This window comes from Klebsiella sp. OBRC7 (genome assembly GCF_000293135.1).
Classification (GTDB): Bacteria; Pseudomonadota; Gammaproteobacteria; order Enterobacterales; family Enterobacteriaceae; genus Klebsiella; species Klebsiella michiganensis.
This window is the reverse complement of record NZ_ALNJ01000027.1, coordinates 151,353-169,675: the sequence shown is the minus strand read 5'-3', so window position 1 is coordinate 169,675 and position 18,323 is coordinate 151,353. Positions and strand designations below refer to the sequence as shown.

General features: G+C 51.9%; 17 protein-coding genes and 2 pseudogenes. 13 read left to right on the top strand and 6 right to left on the bottom strand.

Features of this window, described 5'->3' with window-relative positions; genetic code table 11:
• Positions 1–47: 47 nt before the first annotated feature.
• The 7 genes from HMPREF1144_RS06785 (at position 48) to HMPREF1144_RS06750 (ending at position 6,626) form a co-directional block, all read left to right on the top strand.
• Positions 48–1,391: an aspartate aminotransferase family protein gene (locus HMPREF1144_RS06785; protein ID WP_009652219.1), complete on the top strand. Its 1,344-nt coding sequence runs from the start codon at positions 48–50 to the stop codon at positions 1,389–1,391.
• Positions 1,388–1,939 carry a carboxymuconolactone decarboxylase family protein gene (locus HMPREF1144_RS06780; RefSeq protein WP_009652153.1) on the top strand — a complete coding sequence of 184 codons (552 nt, stop codon included), beginning with the start codon at positions 1,388–1,390 and terminating at the stop codon, positions 1,937–1,939. The genes HMPREF1144_RS06785 and HMPREF1144_RS06780 overlap by 4 nt, the downstream gene beginning before the upstream one ends.
• 132 nt (positions 1,940–2,071) lie before the next feature.
• Positions 2,072–2,824 carry a glutamine ABC transporter substrate-binding protein GlnH gene (glnH, locus tag HMPREF1144_RS06775; RefSeq protein WP_009652238.1) on the top strand — a complete coding sequence of 251 codons (753 nt, stop codon included), beginning with the start codon at positions 2,072–2,074 and terminating at the stop codon, positions 2,822–2,824.
• Between the two features lie 52 nt (positions 2,825–2,876).
• Positions 2,877–3,533: a glutamine ABC transporter permease GlnP gene (gene glnP / locus HMPREF1144_RS06770; RefSeq protein WP_004137039.1), complete on the top strand. Its 657-nt coding sequence runs from the start codon at positions 2,877–2,879 to the stop codon at positions 3,531–3,533.
• A gap of 2 nt (positions 3,534–3,535) precedes the next feature.
• On the top strand, positions 3,536–4,258 hold the full coding sequence (glnQ, locus tag HMPREF1144_RS06765) for a glutamine ABC transporter ATP-binding protein GlnQ (RefSeq protein WP_025106350.1): 723 nt from the start codon (positions 3,536–3,538) through the stop codon (positions 4,256–4,258).
• Between the two features lie 19 nt (positions 4,259–4,277).
• Positions 4,278–5,300: an acyl-CoA--6-aminopenicillanic acid acyl-transferase gene (locus HMPREF1144_RS06760; protein ID WP_009652201.1), complete on the top strand. Its 1,023-nt coding sequence runs from the start codon at positions 4,278–4,280 to the stop codon at positions 5,298–5,300.
• 543 nt (positions 5,301–5,843) lie between these two features.
• Positions 5,844–6,626, top strand: a complete 783-nt coding sequence (locus HMPREF1144_RS06750) for a BPL-N domain-containing protein (protein ID WP_042927187.1) — start codon at positions 5,844–5,846, stop codon at positions 6,624–6,626.
• Between the two features lie 26 nt (positions 6,627–6,652).
• Here HMPREF1144_RS06750 and HMPREF1144_RS06745 read toward each other — a convergent pair whose 3' ends face one another.
• The 4 genes and pseudogenes from HMPREF1144_RS06745 to HMPREF1144_RS06735 form a co-directional block, all read right to left on the bottom strand.
• Positions 6,653–7,240: a TetR/AcrR family transcriptional regulator gene (locus tag HMPREF1144_RS06745; protein ID WP_009652159.1), complete on the bottom strand. Its 588-nt coding sequence runs from the start codon at positions 7,238–7,240 to the stop codon at positions 6,653–6,655.
• 238 nt (positions 7,241–7,478) lie between these two features.
• Positions 7,479–7,580 (bottom strand): annotated as a pseudogene (locus tag HMPREF1144_RS33910) (amino acid ABC transporter substrate-binding protein); the annotation flags it as partial.
• Positions 7,575–7,975 (bottom strand): annotated as a pseudogene (locus HMPREF1144_RS06740) (ISNCY family transposase); the annotation flags it as partial. The pseudogenes HMPREF1144_RS06740 and HMPREF1144_RS33910, both read right to left, overlap by 6 nt.
• A gap of 342 nt (positions 7,976–8,317) precedes the next feature.
• Complete coding sequence (locus HMPREF1144_RS06735) at positions 8,318–9,229, bottom strand: LysR family transcriptional regulator (protein WP_004850911.1); 912 nt, start codon at positions 9,227–9,229, stop codon at positions 8,318–8,320.
• Between the two features lie 153 nt (positions 9,230–9,382).
• Here HMPREF1144_RS06735 and HMPREF1144_RS06730 point away from each other — a divergent pair, with 153 nt between their 5' ends.
• Positions 9,383–10,582 carry an MFS transporter gene (locus tag HMPREF1144_RS06730; protein ID WP_009652121.1) on the top strand — a complete coding sequence of 400 codons (1,200 nt, stop codon included), beginning with the start codon at positions 9,383–9,385 and terminating at the stop codon, positions 10,580–10,582.
• A gap of 62 nt (positions 10,583–10,644) precedes the next feature.
• On the opposite strand, the gene HMPREF1144_RS06725 is transcribed toward HMPREF1144_RS06730, so the two are convergent.
• The gene (locus tag HMPREF1144_RS06725; protein ID WP_004850908.1) at positions 10,645–11,568 is read right to left on the bottom strand and encodes a LysR family transcriptional regulator; all 924 of its coding nucleotides are present in this window, start codon (positions 11,566–11,568) and stop codon (positions 10,645–10,647) included.
• A gap of 170 nt (positions 11,569–11,738) precedes the next feature.
• Between HMPREF1144_RS06725 and HMPREF1144_RS06720 the strand changes: the two genes are divergently transcribed.
• From HMPREF1144_RS06720 to HMPREF1144_RS06710, 3 genes are all read left to right on the top strand, one after another.
• Positions 11,739–12,782, top strand: a complete 1,044-nt coding sequence (locus HMPREF1144_RS06720) for an SDR family oxidoreductase (RefSeq protein ID WP_009652188.1) — start codon at positions 11,739–11,741, stop codon at positions 12,780–12,782.
• Positions 12,783–12,886: 104 nt separating this feature from the next.
• A complete protein-coding gene (locus HMPREF1144_RS06715) occupies positions 12,887–13,606 on the top strand; it encodes an SDR family oxidoreductase (protein ID WP_042927182.1) in 720 nt (239 codons plus the stop codon).
• 330 nt (positions 13,607–13,936) lie between these two features.
• The gene (locus tag HMPREF1144_RS06710) at positions 13,937–15,136 is read left to right on the top strand and encodes an MFS transporter (RefSeq protein WP_009652249.1); all 1,200 of its coding nucleotides are present in this window, start codon (positions 13,937–13,939) and stop codon (positions 15,134–15,136) included.
• A gap of 351 nt (positions 15,137–15,487) precedes the next feature.
• Here the strand turns inward: HMPREF1144_RS06710 and HMPREF1144_RS06705 are convergent, their stop codons facing one another.
• On the bottom strand, positions 15,488–16,486 hold the full coding sequence (locus HMPREF1144_RS06705) for a helix-turn-helix transcriptional regulator (protein ID WP_009652244.1): 999 nt from the start codon (positions 16,484–16,486) through the stop codon (positions 15,488–15,490).
• A gap of 401 nt (positions 16,487–16,887) precedes the next feature.
• Between HMPREF1144_RS06705 and HMPREF1144_RS06700 the strand changes: the two genes are divergently transcribed.
• Both HMPREF1144_RS06700 and HMPREF1144_RS06695 read left to right on the top strand, forming a co-directional pair.
• Positions 16,888–17,781 (top strand): transporter, encoded by an 894-nt coding sequence (locus HMPREF1144_RS06700; RefSeq protein WP_009652220.1) that lies wholly within the window; start codon positions 16,888–16,890, stop codon positions 17,779–17,781.
• The gene (locus HMPREF1144_RS06695) at positions 17,782–18,318 is read left to right on the top strand and encodes a group I truncated hemoglobin (protein ID WP_223226625.1); all 537 of its coding nucleotides are present in this window, start codon (positions 17,782–17,784) and stop codon (positions 18,316–18,318) included.
• Positions 18,319–18,323: the final 5 nt, after the last annotated feature.

The following is an 18,323-nucleotide window of genomic DNA, read 5'->3' as shown; positions in this document are numbered from 1 at the left end:
GATGCTTTCAACTTACGCGAAAGCGATTTCTAAAGCAGGATAAAAGCATGAGTCAAATCATTCACCGCAGCCTCCGTACCACCCCGGCAGTGGCAGTCAGTGCCCAGGGCGCTTACATCACCGACGCCAGTGGTCAACGCTATCTGGACGCCTGCGGCGGGGCGGCGGTTTCTTGTCTGGGTCATGCCCACCCGGATGTGCTGGCAGCGATGCACCGGCAGATCGATCGGTTGGCCTATGCCCACACCAGCTTTTTCACCAGCGATACGGTGGAACAACTGGCAGAGCAGCTTGTCCGCACCGCGCCCGGTTCCCTGAACTATGCCTATTTCGTCTCCGGCGGATCGGAAGCGGTTGAAACGGCGCTGAAGCTGGCGCGCCAGTATTTTGTGGAGATCGGGCAGCCGGATCGCACGCTATTTATTGCCCGTAAACAAAGCTACCACGGCAATACGCTGGGTGCGCTGGCCGTTGGCGGTAACGAGTGGCGCCGCCGCCAGTTCGCGCCGCTGCTGATGGATGTGGTGCGCGTGTCGGCCTGTAATGAGTACCGTGACCGTGAGGCGGGTGAAAGCCAGCAGCAATATACTGAGCGCTTACTTGGCGAACTCGAAGCGGCAATTCTGGACGCCGGGCCGGAAAAAATTATCGGTTTTATCGCCGAAACGGTGGTTGGCGCAACCACCGGCGCAATGCCGCCTACGCCGGGTTATCTGCAAGGCGTTCGTCGGCTGTGTGATAAATACGGCATTCTGTATATCGCCGATGAGGTGATGTGCGGCATGGGCCGTACCGGCACGTTGCACGCCTTTGAACAGGATGGCGTTGTCCCTGACATCGTGACCATCGCAAAAGGTTTAGGCGGGGGTTATCAGCCCATTGGCGCAGTGCTGGCCAGTGAGCAAATCGTCGCCGCGCTGCAAGCCGGTAGCGGAATGTTCCAGCATGGTCACACCTACATCTGCCACCCGACAGCCGCAGCGGCTGCGCTGGCCGTGCAGCAGGTTATCGAGCGAGATTGTTTGCTCGAGCAGGTGCAGCAGCAGGGCGCGTATTTGCAGCAGGCGCTGCATGATGTGCTCGGAGGATTACCGTATGTCGGTGATACGCGCGGTCGCGGTTTGTTCGCCGGCGTGGAGCTGGTAAGCGATAAAGAGCGCAAAACGGCATTCGATCCGCTGCTGAAGCTGCATGCGGCTATCAAAGCGCAGTGCATGGCGCACGGGCTGCTGGTCTATCCGATGGGCGGAACCATTGATGGCCAGCGGGGCGATCATATTCTGATTGCGCCGCCGTTTATTGTCAGCCGGTCGGAACTCGATTTCGTGGTGGATACCCTGCACAAGGTCATCAGCGAAGAGACGCATAAACTGATGAGACGTCAGCCATGAATCGTTTACCTGCGCTGTCAGAACAGCAGTGGAGCGATGAACAACGCCAGCTTGCGGAGGAGATTATCAACGGGCCGCGCGGCGCGCTGCTGCCGCCGTTTGAACCGTTGCTGCGCAGCCCGGAACTGATGGCCCATGCGCAGCGAATGGGGGAGTATCTGCGCTACCGCAGCGCGCTGGGGCAGCGGTTGTCAGAACTGGCGATCCTGCTGACCGCGCGTCACTGGTCGCAGTCGGTTGAATGGGCCATTCATGCGCCAATAGCCAGGGAAAAAGGGATCCCGGCGCAGGCGGTGCAGGCAATTAATGAACGGCGTCAACCAGAGGCGCTGGCGGCTGATGAATGGGTGGTTTACCATTTTTGCCAGCAGCTGCATCAGCATAAAAAAGTCAGCGATGATATCTGGCAACAGGCAATCGATCTCTGGGGGGAAAAGGGCGTTGTCGATCTGATTGGCATCAACGGTTATTACAGCTTTCTTTCAATGATTATGAACGGCGCGCAGACGCCAGTACCCGACACCAGGGATTTTATTCTTCCCGCATAACTAATTCGCACGCCTTCATTTTTATATCGCGTGCGAATGTAGGGATACTGTTTTTATTCTCAACGCCAATATCAGTTTTAGGGTATTGCGCGAAAACTCCTGTCTGCTGTCTTAATTACGCTGAGGATTATTATGTCTGCATTATTGAAAAAATTAAAGATTACCCTGGCACTGGTTGCCTGTTCGGCGAGTTTTGCCGTCATGGCACAAGATAAATTATTAGTCGGTGTGGATACTGCCTTCGTTCCCTTTGAATTTAAACAAGGCAATAAATATGTTGGTTTTGATATCGATTTATGGGAAGCCATTGCGAAGAAAATGAATGTCAGCTACGAATTACGCCCTATGGATTTTGGCGGTTTAATTCCTGGGCTGCAATCGCGTAATTTAGATGTGGCAATGGCCGGGATCACCATTACCGATGCTCGCAAACAGGTCGTTGATTTTAGCGACGGTTACTACGATGCGGATCTCCTAATGGCGGTGAAAAGTGGTGATAATTCCATCACCAAATTCAGCCAGCTGGCCGGTAAAAAAGTGGGGCTGAAGCAGGGCACCGCCGCGGCCAGTTTTATGAAATCAAAATATAAAGCCGACTATGTCGAATTTCCCAATATTGATAACGCCTATCTCGACCTGCAGGCAGGCAATCTGGATGCGGTCGTTCACGACTCCCCGAACGTACTCTACTACGTGAAAACCGCAGGTGGCGGTAAGGTAAAATCGACCGGAGAAACGGACAGCATTCTGCCGCAGAAATACGGTTTTGCCCTGCAGAAAAACAGCAGCCTGACGCCGAAGGTCGATGCCGCGTTAAACGCATTACGCGCGGATGGCACCTACGACAAGATTTATTTCAAATGGTTTAACAAGCAACCTAAATAATCCCCGCCGGGCCGGGTAACCCCGGCCAGAACCAAGAGTAATAGACCGCATTATGAATTTCGAAACGAAATATATATGGGAATCGCTGCCGCTATTATTACAGGGGCTGCAGCTGACAATATTGATCTCTATGGTCGGTTTGGCGGGCGGCTTTATCATCGGTCTGCTGGCAGGAGTCTGTCGTGCACTGGGAGGCGGCATCGCGAAAACGTTATCATTAATTTTTGTCGAGCTGATTCGCGGTACGCCAATTATGGTACAGGTGATGTTTATCTATTTTGCCTTGCCAATGATTCTGCCTGTTCGTATCGACCCCATCACGGCCGCGATGGTCACCATTATTATTAACTCCGGCGCGTATATTGCGGAAATTACGCGCGGCGCAATTTTGTCCATCAATAGAGGATTTAAAGAAGCCAGTCTTGCGATGGGATTATCGCAGCGCGCAACGTTATGGCACGTGATTATGCCGCTGGCCCTGCGCCGCATGATCCCGGCATTGGGTAACCAGTGGATTATCAGCATTAAAGACACCTCGCTGTTCATTGTTATCGGCGTCGCGGAATTAACGCGCCAGGGGCAGGAGATCATCGCCGGGAACTTCCGTGCCCTTGAGGTCTGGACAGCGGTAGCCCTGATTTATCTTGCCGTCACCCTCTGCCTGAGCTTCCTGCTGAAGCAACTGGAGAAAAGGATCCATATTTTATGAGCATGGTTGAATTTAGCGCGGTCGCTAAACATTTCGGCACCACTCAGGTGCTGCACGATATCAATCTGAAAATTGATGCCGGTGAAGTGGTCGTGATTATCGGTCCTTCAGGTTCAGGTAAATCGACGCTGCTGCGTTGTATCAACAAGCTGGAAGAGATCTCCTCCGGCACCTTGCTGGTTGCCGGAATGCACCTGACCGATCCTCACGTCAACGAGTGCGAAATCCGCCGCGAAGCGGGGATGGTATTCCAGCAGTTTCATCTGTTTCCGCATCTGACGGCGCTGGAAAATGTGATGTTTGGGCCTATCCGTGTACGCAAAATGAGTCAAGCGGCAGCCCGTGAACAGGCGCTGGCGCTGCTGGAACGTGTCGGCCTGGGCGAACGGGCCGAGCACTATCCGTCGGAGCTTTCAGGCGGCCAGCAGCAGCGCGTGGCTATCGCCCGCGCGCTGGCGGTGAAACCGAAAATGATGCTGTTTGATGAGCCAACCTCTGCGCTCGATCCGGAGTTGCGCCATGAAGTATTAAAAGTGATGCGTTCACTGGCGGATGAAGGGATGACCATGATTATAGTGACGCACGAGATTGGCTTTGCGCGCGATGTGGCCTCTCGATTGATTTTTATCGATGGTGGAACCATTGCTGAAGATGGCCCACCTGATATCCTGCTGAATGCCAGTAGCAATCCGCGCCTGAAAGAATTTTTACAGCACGTTTCATGAACATAAGTGAATCCATCACATGAAGAAAATCGACATCAGTGGTTCCCCGTTTGAGATTGGCCTGCGCCTTGGCGAGCTTGGCCGTGAAGCATGGCATCAGAAATTGATCCTCACGTCATTGTGGCAAACGGTGATGACCCTGCAGGCATCCCCTGAGACCCGGATAATGCGCGCCGAGGTGCAGCGGCATTATCCGCACATCTGGCAGGAGCTGGAGGGGTTGGCGCAGGGGCTGGAGGCCACTGTTGATCAGGTCTTTGCCTGGAACTGCCGTGGCGATCTGGTGCGCTCAACGTCGGATGGCTGTACGACGGTGGCCGGGGTAAACGCCGCAGGCGAGCGGATTATCGCGCACAATGAAGACGGTTTTCCTCAGTTACGGAATGAATGCTTGCTGGCTACCATTACTCCGAGTCGCGGACTGAGCTTTACGAGTTTTGCCTATCCGGGGTCGATTTGCGGCCACACCTTTGCGGTGAATGAAAAAGGTATCGTTAACACGGTGAATAACATCCGTGCAGTGCATCGTCCGCAGGGATTACCGCGTCAGATCCTGGCTCGCGCCTCGCTGAATGCGAACACTCTCGACGAGGCCATCACTATACTTACCGGCCAGCCGAGATCCGGGGCGTTTCACCATACGCTCGGGCAGCTGGGCGATGCGCGGCTGTTCAGCGTTGAGGCCACCGGGCAAGGCTGCTCCGTTCTACCCCTGACGACGATGGCCGGGCATGCCAATCATCTGGTGCATGCGGCACTGGCTGGCGTTGAGCAGATCGTTACCGACAGTTCAGCGTCGCGGCAGTTACGCCTCGTGCAGTGGTGCGAAACGCAACCTCCGTTTGACGCCGCGGCGGCAAAAGCCATTCTCTCAGATACCCATGACGCCGAACTGCCAATTTACCGGCTGGCTGCGGACGATCCAGATGAGGAGAACACCCTTGCCACGGCAGTTTTCACCCTCGATGCCAACCACGTCAGGTGGCAAATTTTCGACATTAACCGCGACGATGCTAAATTTCAGGGAGAAGTGCGTGGGTGAGATAGCCGGCCGCAGGTCATAAAGGGCAGGGTAGTACCGTTGGCCCGGCGTTCGATAGTACCGTCCGGATACTGCCCGCTATTGGCGTCTTGAGCGATGTCCTGAAGCGCGGTATCCGGAATTTCAGGTTTGCGTCTTTATACGATTCGGGCCATCGCCGTTTCTCATCTGCCTCGTACTCGCCGATGCATACTCTCACGGACATATCACGAAAAAAAAATGTCTTGTTCAGTTAAGTATGGCTTTCAGGACAGCGCCTGTTAATTAGCCCTTATACCTTAGTTGATGATTTCAAGGATACTGCTGTTTCTGCTTTTTTATCCTGTCGTATGTCGCCTGCATCTCACTAAAAAATTTATACAACTTTGTCGGAGTTACACTTTTTTACGTATTAACTTTTTTTTGCTGCGCTTAAAAACGCTTGACAAAATCAACGCCAAAGTTAAATTTGAGCGACCGCTCTAATTTTATGCCATGCATTTAGAATGGTAAAAATGGTTCTTAATGATTTACAAAACACTCTATGACAAGGGGAATAGCGTAATGCCACTTTTTTTCCAGGAAACTCAGTTGAAGAGAGCAAATATGATTACCCTTGCTCTGGCTTTTACTTTCTCTATTTTTTCCGCACCAACCTTAGCAAATGCCTCACCATCAAAAACTTATCGCATCGCTGTTTATAGGGGAGACGCCGGGTGCGCGGGGTGTTCAGAAATGGTGGTGAAATCGCTCGTCGGTACTGGCCTGCCGCTGAACATCGCTTATGTGGGTGAAAAAGAAACGCTGAAAGTGAATGAGCAAACGCTTAAAAAATTCGATATCTACATTCAACCCGGCGGCGGTCAGGATATACCCGGTTCTTATGACATCATTGGTGATGATGGCGCTGAGGCTATCCGTCAATTTGTGAAAAGCGGCAAAGATTTTATTGGCATTTGCATGGGTGCGTATCTTGCCGATAAAGACTGGATTGGGCTCATTGATGCTCCCCTTGAGTCAGAAGTGGGAAGACCTGGTTCACGCGCCTATGATGAGGGGGATTACACCTTGCAAGTGAAATGGAATAATAAACAGGAACCTTTTTACTATCAGGATGGCCCCTATCTGAATAACACAACCTCAAACGCTGGTTTCCAGGCGATAGCTTATTACGACAATGGCGATGTCGCTATCGCCAGATATAAATATGGGGAAGGATATGTCATATTATCAGGGCCTCACCCTGAAGCTGATGAGACATGGATAGATGCCCGAGTTGCGGGTAACACCACAGCGGAAAGTAAAATGAAACGCATTTTAAGCTATCTGGACATAAACAAGCGCTAATTTCAACTGCGGGCTTTTCATGCGCTTCAGAAGGGTTTACCAAGGATTTTAAAAGAAATCTCATATATTTCATTAAGAAAAGTGGTTCTTTTTTCTTTTGAATAATCGAGGATCAGCAAACTCGAGTATCCATCTATTAATGCATTTATTTGTCTGGCGGATACCGAAGCGTTTATCGAGAAAAACTCGCCCTCATTAATTCCGGAGTCGATGATTTCTTCGAGTATATTGATCCATTGCAGTGATTGATTATGAACCAAATTAGCATAATCATCGTCACGCGCGGCCATCGGCCAGAGTTCAAGGTAGAGCAGCCAGTGCGCTGATGGCGCATCAGGTAACAGCGTTTTGATATACAGCCTGACCCTGTCAGTTGGGCTCATACTTTCCGAGGCCTTAAACGTTGCATGACATTCCTCTATGTCATTATCAAACATATATTTTATGGCCGATTTTTTTAATGTTTCCCAGTTACTATAATAATGATAGATGTGGCTTCTGGAAATATTAAGCTTTTGTGTAAGATCGCGGGTGGAGACATTGTTGAATCCTTTTTCTCTAAAAAGCTGCAGAGCGGCTATCTTTATTAATTCCGAAAAATTTGTTGCTTTCAAAATTTAACCTTCATAGTGCGTAAAATTATCGTGTCGCAGAAAACGCTCTATCATTGCTCTGCACCTAATCAACAGCCAAATTTACTACACAGTCATGGCCAGAGGCAATAACTGGGTTTTACACAGGACGGTGAACGTTACCATCATGGCGTGGCGGTTTCTTACATCTGCGATTGTTCCCTGAACGATTTCCGAGAGGTGTTCGTAGGTAGGGCAGGGAAGCCAGCATGGTCAATAGCGCGTCGAAAGAAGGGATATTCGCCGCCGTGACCAGCCTGAAGCGGGTCGCATAATCTTTGGCCGCTTCGTAGTCGAGGAACATGGCATCGAGCGTGCCATCAATCTGGATCAACTCACCACAACAGGCAAGACGATAACGTGGCTGCTGAATTTTCGGCGCACGTTGTTTGAGGGGGATCCAGAGACCGGCTTTAACCATAAGCGACCGGACAGTTTCTTTCTACAGGTGGACATCGTGCAGTTCTGCAAGCTTTTCACACGCCAGCATCGGCCAAAGTCGGTATAGCGATCTCGGATTATATTGAGCGCGTACTGTGCAAAACCATCAGGCAACTGATTATTGCTGGGGTTTCCTCGACGGCGGTTAGCCATACCAGGCGGGCCAGATTCACGGTAACGCGACAGAAGACGTCGGCACTGACGAGCGAAGATATCCAGGCGCTGCGCGGCCATCTGCGTTGTCAGTTGCCGGTCGACAAAATGGGTTAACTTCATCCAAAGTAAAAAACTGCGCTGAATGGGCCATGAGCAGAATCCCGGGATGGTTAACTGAGTTCTGATCAAAACCGCGTAATCTTGCTGCCTCTATCTTGGTGCGCATAATGTATATTATGTTAAATCACCTACTGTGGTAAATAAGTTCATAAGACACTCCCACTAACTGATAAATCAATACGTTATGATTTAGGATAGCCATCTCGTTTCTTGCACAACCTCCATAGGTCTATTGCTTCATGAACTTCGATAGTTCCCATAAATTCATAGGGTTAAGTCCCCATTAATCCTTCGTTTCTTGCATTATGTTTAAGCGCTATTTTCTTCATAAGTTCATAAACTCTACTCTTGCGTTAATCTGAAATTTTTCTGCGCAAATATTTGTTCAACCATGAAATCGATAAACACGCGTAATTTTGGAGACAAATACTTGCTCGATGGCCAGAATAATCTGAGTGTTCCATGATGCTCAGTATGTTCGTCCAGTACGGTAACAAGCTCTCCTTTGTCTATCGCCTCCTGAACCATAAAGTCCGGCAGACAAGCTATACCCAGCCCGGCCCTGGCAACATCCAGAAGAGCCGCTGAAGTATTGCAAATCATTGAAGTAGGCAGGACTAAATCTGCAATTTCTTCCGTTTGCTTAAACGGCCAGGGTTCAAACTTACCCGAACTGGGAAATCTGTGCTGAAGGCATGCGTGGTTGACAAGCTCACCCGGCTTATCAGGGGTACCTCTCAGGGCCAGATAACCCGGAGAGGCAACAAGATGCAGCCTGTACTGTCCCAGCGATCTGGACATCAGCCTCGAATCATGAGGCTCTCCGAAGCGCATAACAACGTCGAACCCTTCCTCGATTACGTTTACAACCCGGTCGGAGAAATGAACATCCATTTCAACTGCCGGATAACGATGCATGAAGTCAGTCAGTGCTGGCATAACCAGCATACCAACCAGAGGCAGGCTGACACGCAGTTTGCCTCTGGGGGCCTGCTGCGTTTCTGATAGTTCAAGCTCTGCCGCCTCTATTTCACTGAGGATCCGACGACATCGCTCCAGAAAAAGGCCCCCTTCTGCCGTCAACGTAACGCTACGAGTGCTTCGATGAAAAAGACGAACGCCAAGACGCTCTTCCAGCCTGGATATGCTTTTCCCCACCGCTGATGGCGTGACGCCCAACAGTCGACCAGCCACAGAAAAGCTCCTTGCTTCTGCCGCCTGTACAAAAATATCTATGCCGCTCAGCTGTGCCATAACACACCTTATTTGTGAAATTAAATCTCAAATGTTATGAACAATAGCATTATTGTCTCAGGAATAGAATGCAGTAAAAATAGTCACATTCAGCAATTACACGGCTGTAAGTGACCTTCCAGGGGCTTATGGCAACAAACCTGAGGCAATAATATGTCCTGTTCATCCATAACCCGTTCTGGAGCCACAAGCGCACGACTCCCTCTCATACCTCTGCTGGCGCTTGCCCTGGGCGGGTTTGTTACAATACTCACCGAGGCTCTTCCTGCGGGTCTGCTGCCACAAATCAGTTCCGGGCTGAATATCTCTGAGGCAATGGCTGGCCAGCTCGTCACGATTTATGCCATAGGCTCTCTTCTGGCCGCGATCCCGTTAACCGTGATGACCCAGGGGATGCGTCGTCGTCGACCGTTGCTGATAACGGCGATGGCCGGATTCGTGGTTGCCAATACGATCACCGCTTTTTCGGACAGCTATTTTCTTACGATGAGTGCCCGCTTTGTTGCCGGTATCGCGGCAGGATTACTTTGGGCATTATTACCCGGCTATGCTTCCCGGATGGTTTCTGAAAGCCTTCAGGGAAGAGCCATTGCCATTGCAATGGTTGGGACTCCTCTTGCGCTTTCGCTTGGCGTACCGGCGGGGACTTTCCTTGGCAACCTGGTCGGGTGGAGAATGTGTTTTGGCATTATGAGCATAATGGCGTTGTTACTCGTGCTATGGATTTATATCCGTGTCCCGGACTTCCCGGGTCAGAAGAACAGTCAGCGCCTTCCGTTACATCGTGTTCTGGGCGTTGCGGGAGTGCGTCCGGTACTGCTCGCTGTGCTCACCTTCGTTCTGGCACATAATATCCTGTACACCTATATCGCCCCGTTTATCAATGCGTCAGGTATCGGGGGGCAGACCGACATTGCTTTGCTTCTCTTTGGGATCACTTCGTTATTGGGTATCTGGGTGACAGGCATGTTTATCGATGCGCACCTGAGAGGACTGACGCTGGGTAGTACCGTTCTGTTCGCCCTTTCAGCCGCCGCTCTGGGTGTGGCCAGTCACATACCGGCCGTAACCTATGCGTCGATTGCGGCATGGGGACTGGCCTTTGGCGGTGCAGCAACATTCTTCCAGACGGCAATGGCAAAAACGGCTGGTGATGTCGCTGATGTGGCCCAATCCATGGTTGTGACCGTCTGGAATACCGCCATTGCAGGAGGCGGACTGATTGGCGGATTACTGCTCAATCATATGGGCGTGGCTGCGTTTCCTCCGGCGCTTCTCATATTACTTGCTGCCACGTTTATTATTGTATTTATCGCCCGCAAGCACGGATTTCCGCCAATTAGCCGGAACTAAAACCCTTCACCTCTACTCTTCTGGACAAATCATCCCGGAGAGTAGAGCCTGCTGGCGCTCAGTTAATCAGGTTTCCTGTTTTCCACACCGGATCCTTTCGCATAAATATCTGGCTCGCGGATATTTTTAATTAAAAAGTCAATAAAGACCTTAACCCGGGGAGGCACATGTTGTCTGTGGGGATATATGGCGTGAAGAGGCGCAGCCTGAGACTGATACTGCGGAAGGATCTGACAGAGCCTTCCGCTTTCGATATCTTCCGCAACGTCCCAGATCGATTTCAGAGCAATACCATGCCCATCGAGCATTAGCTGACGGATAACCTCTCCGTCATTTGACGTGAACGGAGAGTTAATTCGTACGGAGAGGTCTCCCAGCGACCAGTCGACCGACGACTCGGTACCAGAGTGCAGACAGCGATGTCTTATAAGTTCATGAGGCGATGCCGGAACGCCATGAACCTGCACATACTCCGGGGAAGCACAAAGGATACGATAATTATTTGCCAGCGGTCTGGAGACATAGGACGAATCTTCAGTTGCGCCGTAACGTATCGCCACATCCATGCCTGAAGCCACGAGATCCAGCACCGTATCTGTCAGTTTTAAGTGGATCGACAGATCCGGATACATAGCGCCAAACTGGGCCAACAATGGGGTAATCCTTCGACGGCCTAATGATACCGGTGCGGTCACACGTAAAACACCCGCAACTTCTCTGCTGTTTTGCCTGAGCATGTGCTCCAGCGTTTCCAGATCGCCAAGGATCCGCACAGCCTGCTCGTAAAGCAATCCCCCTTCCTCCGTAAGCGACTGTCGCCTTGTGGTTCTCTGCAACAACCTTACCCCAAAGACGTTTTCAAGCTGACGCATTTTTCGGCTCGCCGCAGGCAAAGAAATGTTATGCGCGCGGGCTGCCCCTGAGATCGAACCTTCCTCAATCACATCAATAAAAAAGCGTAAAAGCGCGAAGTTCTCAAAAGCCATTTTAGTTACCAATTGGGTTAACAATCTATTGCATTATAGGTCAATTGTTATTCTTCATGGTAACTATAAAATTAAGCATACCAATCTTAACCGGCGCTTTGCATTGGACGGTAATCCAAACAATTTTCAAAAATGAATGCGCTGTTTGTAACAAGTACTGAGGAAATCAGATGAGCAAAAAACACGTATTGATCGCGGGAAGTAGTGGCATTCTGGGGCGAGCAGCCGTTCAGACATTTGAAAACGCCGGATGGGATATCACTACCCTCAGCAGGAGTGACAACAGCGACACGCTGAACGATCACGTAGCAGCTGACCTGCTGGAACCGGAGTCGCTTAAGGCAGGAGCCCATTATTTCAAAACGGTTACGCATCTGGTGTATACAGCACTTAAGCCTAATTCAGATCCTGCTGCATCGGCAGACGAAAATGCGGCGATGCTGGAAAACCTTGTTGCAGCACTGCGCAGTGCCGATGCTCCGCTGGAGAGAATTATCTTCATTCAGGGAGGAAAGGTTTACGGTGCTCAGTTTGGCGTTTACAAGACTCCGGCGAGGGAGAGCGACAGCCGCCATTTTCCGCCAAATCTCTATTTCCGCCATGAGGACTTTGCAATCTCATTGCAGTCTGAGGGTATAAAATGGACAGCTTTACGCCCTGATATCATTATTGGTCACTCGCTGGGCTCGCCCATGAATCTCGGGAACCTCATTGGCGTATACGGGACGCTTTGTAGGGAAACGGGGACGGCAATGAATTTCCCTGGACCGGAAGCTGCCTATCGCAATGCCCTGATCAATATTACCAGCGCTGAAGTTATTGCAGAGGCCGCACTCTGGGCTGCTCAGCAGGGGGCCGACGGTGCCTATAACATCACTAACGGAGATATCTTCCGCTGGGCACATGTCTGGCCAAGACTGGCGGATTTTTTTGGTATCGAAGCCGGAGAGCCGCAACCGATCTCACTGGCACAGCGCGTGCCAGCCCTCAGTTCTGTATGGCGCTCTGTGGCGCAGAATAAAGCACTCATTGAACCTGACGTAAACCGTATCGCTCTCGGCAGCTTTGGTGATTTCATTTTTCATGTTCAGAACGATGCCATTTTCGATGTGACTAAAGCGCGTCAGGCGGGTTTCACCGGCATGACCCGCCGCTCTGATGATGTGCTCATAGAACATCTTGAAAATATGCGCAGGCTGCGGCTGATCCCCTGAAAACCAACATCGTGGCTTAGCTCTGAAGACCCGAAATTTAGCTAATCCGCAGTCGCTTCGGCGAAGGTCAGGCAACAAAATACGTAATGTTAACGAGGATAATCATGACAAATCATTTCACGGATAAAAAAATTCTGGTCGTTGGAGGCAGCTCCGGGATTGGCGAGGCAACAGCCCGGGCTTTCGCAGAAGCCGGAGCACATGTCACTATTGCATCACGGAATCTTTCTAAGCTTCAGTCGGCAGCTTCCCGTATCGGTCATCATACCGAAACGGCAATACTGGATACTGCTGACGACTCAGCTGTACAGCGTTTCTTCAGGGAAGCCGGTGGCTTCGATCACGTTGTGGTAAGTGCGGCCCAGACCCCGACCGGGCCTGTGCGTGAGCTGCCCCTTGATGATGCACATCAGGCCATGAACAGTAAGTTCTGGGGCGCTTACAGGGTAGCAAGACACGTGCAGATAAACGAAGGGGGTTCGTTGACCTTTGTCTCAGGCTTTCTGAGTGTCCGGCCTTCAACGCCGGTTTTACAGGGGGCAATCAATGCAGCCCTGGAAGCTCTGGGCCGGGGGCTTGCTTTGGAACTTGCCTCATCTAAAGTCAGGGTCAATACAGTCTCTCCGGGTCTCATCGCCACCCCTCTGTGGGATGGTGTGGAGGAATCTGCCCGGCAGTCTATGTATGAAAAAGCAGCGTCAACACTTCCCGCCAGGACGCTGGGTCTGCCTGAGCATATAGCTGAAGCTATCCTCTATGTTGCCGGAAACCCTTATGCTACAGGTTCAACCGTTCTCATCGATGGCGGTGGCGCTATAGCCTGAGTTACCCTTTTCCTGTGGGAAAAATAATATTTCTTCGTTTTTATTTTGTTGTTGATTTAATATTTCAAGTCCATTCAACGTGTTCTTTTTATAATCAGCAGGCACGGATGCCCTTATTATGAATAAGCCATACCAAGTATGGCTTTTATTAATTATGCATTACCTCAGGAACGATCTTCGAATTCTGATATTGCCTGTTGACACAGGGAAGGTGCGCAGGTAACCTTTGCGGCAGACATTTCGGGCTCTCCGGATTGCGTAAGCGTTAACGTCAACCAACGCACCATTTGCGATAACACAAACGTATCGTATTTGCTGGGTTGACTTTATATGTCTGTCATTTCAGAAAAAAACACGCTTGCAAAAAACACGATTTATTCTTTAACCTTTCTGGGTGTGCTGTTAATTGCATCCAACTTAAGGGCACCCATTACTGCGCTCGGGCCAGTAATCCACGAAATTGCAGCCTCATTCAATCTCACCAGTTCTGCAACAGGCTTGCTCAATGCCCTGCCCTTACTGATTTTTGGACTTGCGTCACCTTTCGCCCCCCTGCTGACCCGAAAAGTCGGCCTTGAGAAGGCATTGCTGGCTGCTCTTGTTCTGATTACCCTGGGATGTATCGTCCGTTCTCTTATGGGCTTGTCCGGACTCTGGGTCGGGACATTTGTGATAGGCCTGGGTATAGCCATTGCTAACGTTCTTGTCGTTCCGCTCGTTAAAAGAGATTTCCCGTCACATACTGCACGCTGTGTCGGGCTCTATGCGGCAACGATGGCGCTTACAGCAGCATTTTCCAGCGGCGTTGCTGCCCCACTTTCCGCGCTCAGCAATGCCGGATGGCGACTGTCTACGGGTATCTGGGTTATCACCGCCCTTCTGGGCTTAGTTGTATGGTTCAGAGTTTGTGCCGGTGCGACTCAGGAGTCTGTCACTGTCGTTCAGGCACAGACTCCCGTTAAGCGGTCAGTGTGGCGTAGCTCTGTTGCATGGCAGGTTTCGATGTTTATGGCTCTGCACACCATGGTGTTCTATACGCTCATTGACTGGTATCCATCAATGGCAGTTGAGCATGGGGTCAGCGCGTCGACAGCAGGCTATCACCTGTTTCTGTATCAGGCCATTGCCGTCATTGCTAATTTGACAACTGCCGCGTTTATTTCACGCCTTAAGGATCAACGCCTCCTTGGCCTCATTTGTTCACTGTTCATTACAATCGGAGTGGCAGGGATTCTTTTCAAACCGGCTTTTTCTGCTGTGTGGCTGCTGTTCGCAGGTGTAGGTGCGGGAATGTCTATGGTCACCTGCCTCACGCTCTTTGGGCTGCGGACTCGTGAACACAGCCAGGCAGGTCAGCTATCCGGCAAAGCGCAATGTATCGGCTATTTGATTGGTGCTCTCGGCCCCTACCTTGCGGGCATTATTCGCGGCCACTCACTGAACTGGGACTCAGTACTGCTCTGCATACTTGTCGTTACGCTGGTACAGGCCTATTTTGCATGGCATGCCGGTAAAGACAGATTCATTTGAATATAATGGGTAAAGATAAGACCTCCGGGTAACCGGAGGTTTTTTCTTAATGTTAGTTCATGAAGCGCCAAGGAAGGCAGTCCTTAACTTAAAAATACTAAATTAAAACAATTAGATATTTCATACATGCTACGTGAACCTGATTTTTACACAACATAAGTTAAATGAGATCAAAGAAACCCAGTCTGCCGCAATTCGCCCCTATACTCTTACCTTACCCGACGTTGGGCCGGGATATTCAAATCATTTCCCGTCGCTAAAGCACTAACGCCATCTTGTCATCCACCTGCCGCTGCAACGCCTGGGAGCGCCTTCCGTCACGCGCAGCGCTCACTCATATCGCGCAGAGACTCAAGAGTCTGACCCGGTGTGCCTGTTCGATGGCGTCACTCCCTGCTGCTCTTTGGGCAATAATGAGCGAGGCGAGATGCCAAAGGCTTTGCGGAAGGCGTGGCTGAAATGAGAGAAATCGGAGAAGCCAAAATCCAGCGCCGCCTGGGACACGCTACTGACTCGTCCGCGTTCGAGGGCCTCTCGGCTCGCTCGCAGCCTCTCCTGCCAAATCACGGCCATCGGCGTTTTTTTGTGGCGAGCGAAAGCACGCGTGACGGTGCGAATGGAAACATGGTGCGCCCGAGCCAGGCTCTCAATGTTCAAATCTGGATCGACAAGCTGCCGCCGAATGTAAATCATCATCCTGGCGTACAGATCGCGCTCAGCACTCACGTTATCCAGATCCTGCAATTCCAGACTCAGCACCAGCAGATCCAGCATCGTCTGGGAGAAACGGCCAGAAATATCTGGGTTGTCCAGACACGCGGGCATCGCTGTCGCCTGACGCAGCATTTCACGCAGTGGAATCACGCCGGGCCGACTGTCGTCCAGTACCATAGCGGTGAGCGTTTCAATCCTCGGCAAACGACAACTCAGCAGATGCCGCGGGATCCTCACCAGGTGGTTATCGCCCCCACCCAGACTGAAACTGAACGTCTGCGCGGCGTCGTATAACACCAGACTATCCGCCGCCAGCGCCGCCTTGCGCCCTCCCTGTTCAAGCTGGCCGTACCCGCCTTGCATATAGCCTAGCCACAGATCGTCGTCTGGCCCCTGCCTCAGATAACGTGCGGTGCGTTCCCAGCGGTGCAACGGCGCGGACAACGAACAGATATCCACCATCCCCATCCCGCGTACCGCAAGCCGGGCGTCAAAGTCGACCCCAGCCATGGGCACGCTGGCGGCCGGAATGCAGTGACGCAACACCACGTCGTTCCAATACTCGAAGCGGCGCGACTCGGCAACGCCAGTGGTCGAATAGTGGGAGCAGACCGCAGACGGCATGATGCTATTCATAATTGCTCACCTCGCACCTTGATTCCCGCATCAATAACAGACACGGGTTCACAGACAGCAACTATCGTGCCAGCACACAGATTTCCCCTCCGTCTCTCACGAGCATCTGCGCTAAGGCAGCGGAAATAGCGCTGACATTCCGTCGATGCGCCAGGCGTCCCACGTCGCGAATGGCGTCAAAAAAGCGAGAACCGCACTCAAGGCGTGCACATCTGCGCTACGACGGAGCATCACGCTATGGGCCTTTTCAGCCTGCCCGCCCATTGTCCTTGCCAGCCAAACGACTGTCCTTATGAAACAAGTACGCAGCAAATTTCTCCCTAATATCTGTAACCGTAAGGTCTTCCGGCCACGTTGGTACCGGGAAATAAACAAGAGATATCAGACATGAGGGTAACGTTATGACTGTTAGTGGCACCACGTCTCGTATCAGCCTGGTCGCCTGCACGCTCTGGCTGGCGACGATCCCGGCCCATGCGGTCGATCTCAACTCACAGGATCTCATCCCGGCTCCTGCCGGTACCGATGCCATTCTGGCGTATTTCACCTACGCCACGCGAGACAGCTTTACCCCCACAGGTGGCGGCGAAATTAAGCAAGGCACCGGGCTGGACTCCTTCGTCAGCATCTTTCGTTACGTCCACTATATGGATGTGGGGGGCTTCACGGTCGCGCCGCAGGTGCTAATGCCCTACGGACGTCTTTATAACGGCTCCCTGGGCGGTGCCCGCCTCGATTCCGCCAGCGGCCTGGGCGACCCCATTCTGGCCGCCCCGGTCTGGCTGGTGAACAACTCCAGCACCACCTTCGCCCTCGTGCCCTACCTGTACGTCCCTGCCGGTTCCTACGATGCCGGGCGCACGCTCAACGTCGGTGAGAACCGCTGGAAGTTCGATCTCCAGCTTGGCGGCGTGCAGCAGCTTGGTAACGGTTTTGCCACGCAGCTGTCCGCTGATGCGATGTGGTATGGCGACAACGACGATGCCACAGGCATCCGCACCGGTCGCCTCAAACAAGACAACACCTATCAATTTCAGGGCTGGGTAAGCTGGACGCCGCCCGCAGACAGCACCTGGACCGTCTCCGCCGGTTACGCCAAATTGTGGGGCGGTAAGCAGCAGATCGACGGCGTCGAAAACGGACAAGCGACGCGTTCGGATCAGGTAAGGCTGGAATTGTCGAAATTCATCACCCCCACGGTGCAAGTGCAGGGCTTGCTCCAACGCGATATCAACGTCGATGGCGGTTTTAAGGAAGATCTCCACACCACCCTGCGCGTGATGAAACTGTTCTGATTGAACAGAGACCTATGCACCCCCTTCCACTCACATGTTACGGAGAAATCCACCATGAGCGAACAGCAGCAAAAGCCGTCTCTCTATGAACGTCTCGGCGGGTATGACGCCGTCTACGCCTTCGCAGGCGAAGTGTTGAAGACCTGTATGAAGCATCCCGACATCGGCCATATCTGGGCGCACGTGTCCGAGTCTTCATTTCAGAAAGAGCATATTAACTTCGTCGATTTCTTGTGCAAGCACTGGGGTGGCAACACCGTCTATCGGGGACGAGATATGGTGACCGCGCACCGCGGCATGGGGCTGACCGAGGTGCACTGGAAAGCCGTATTCGAGTCTATCAACGAGTGTTACGAAAACTTCAATGTGCCGCAGGATATTCGTGAAGAGGTCAACGCTTTCCTGACCCAATTCAAGCCCGCGGTCATCGGCAGTCCTTCGTATCGCGACGTGGTGCTCTCACACCCGGACATGGACGTGACCAAAGGCATGAAAAGTGTCGGTATCCACTGGCCTGAAGCCGATAAGCCGTCTTAACACCT

Excerpts from the sequence above, each read along its gene's own strand:
- HMPREF1144_RS06780 (WP_009652153.1), top strand. The coding sequence starts at position 1,388 with ATGAATCGTTTACCTGCGCTGTCAGAACAGCAGTGGAGCGATGAACAA.
- HMPREF1144_RS06730 (WP_009652121.1), top strand. The coding sequence starts at position 9,383 with ATGTCCTGTTCATCCATAACCCGTTCTGGAGCCACAAGCGCACGACTC.
- HMPREF1144_RS06720 (WP_009652188.1), top strand. The coding sequence starts at position 11,739 with ATGAGCAAAAAACACGTATTGATCGCGGGAAGTAGTGGCATTCTGGGG.
- HMPREF1144_RS06725 (WP_004850908.1), bottom strand. The coding sequence starts at position 11,568 with ATGGCTTTTGAGAACTTCGCGCTTTTACGCTTTTTTATTGATGTGATT.
- glnQ (WP_025106350.1), top strand. The coding sequence starts at position 3,536 with ATGGTTGAATTTAGCGCGGTCGCTAAACATTTCGGCACCACTCAGGTG.
- HMPREF1144_RS06710 (WP_009652249.1), top strand. The coding sequence starts at position 13,937 with ATGTCTGTCATTTCAGAAAAAAACACGCTTGCAAAAAACACGATTTAT.
- HMPREF1144_RS06705 (WP_009652244.1), bottom strand. The coding sequence starts at position 16,486 with ATGAATAGCATCATGCCGTCTGCGGTCTGCTCCCACTATTCGACCACT.
- glnP (WP_004137039.1), top strand. The coding sequence starts at position 2,877 with ATGAATTTCGAAACGAAATATATATGGGAATCGCTGCCGCTATTATTA.
- HMPREF1144_RS06785 (WP_009652219.1), top strand. The coding sequence starts at position 48 with ATGAGTCAAATCATTCACCGCAGCCTCCGTACCACCCCGGCAGTGGCA.
- HMPREF1144_RS06700 (WP_009652220.1), top strand. The coding sequence starts at position 16,888 with ATGACTGTTAGTGGCACCACGTCTCGTATCAGCCTGGTCGCCTGCACG.
- HMPREF1144_RS06750 (WP_042927187.1), top strand. The coding sequence starts at position 5,844 with ATGCCACTTTTTTTCCAGGAAACTCAGTTGAAGAGAGCAAATATGATT.
- glnH (WP_009652238.1), top strand. The coding sequence starts at position 2,072 with ATGTCTGCATTATTGAAAAAATTAAAGATTACCCTGGCACTGGTTGCC.
- HMPREF1144_RS06760 (WP_009652201.1), top strand. The coding sequence starts at position 4,278 with ATGAAGAAAATCGACATCAGTGGTTCCCCGTTTGAGATTGGCCTGCGC.
- HMPREF1144_RS06715 (WP_042927182.1), top strand. The coding sequence starts at position 12,887 with ATGACAAATCATTTCACGGATAAAAAAATTCTGGTCGTTGGAGGCAGC.
- HMPREF1144_RS06735 (WP_004850911.1), bottom strand. The coding sequence starts at position 9,229 with ATGGCACAGCTGAGCGGCATAGATATTTTTGTACAGGCGGCAGAAGCA.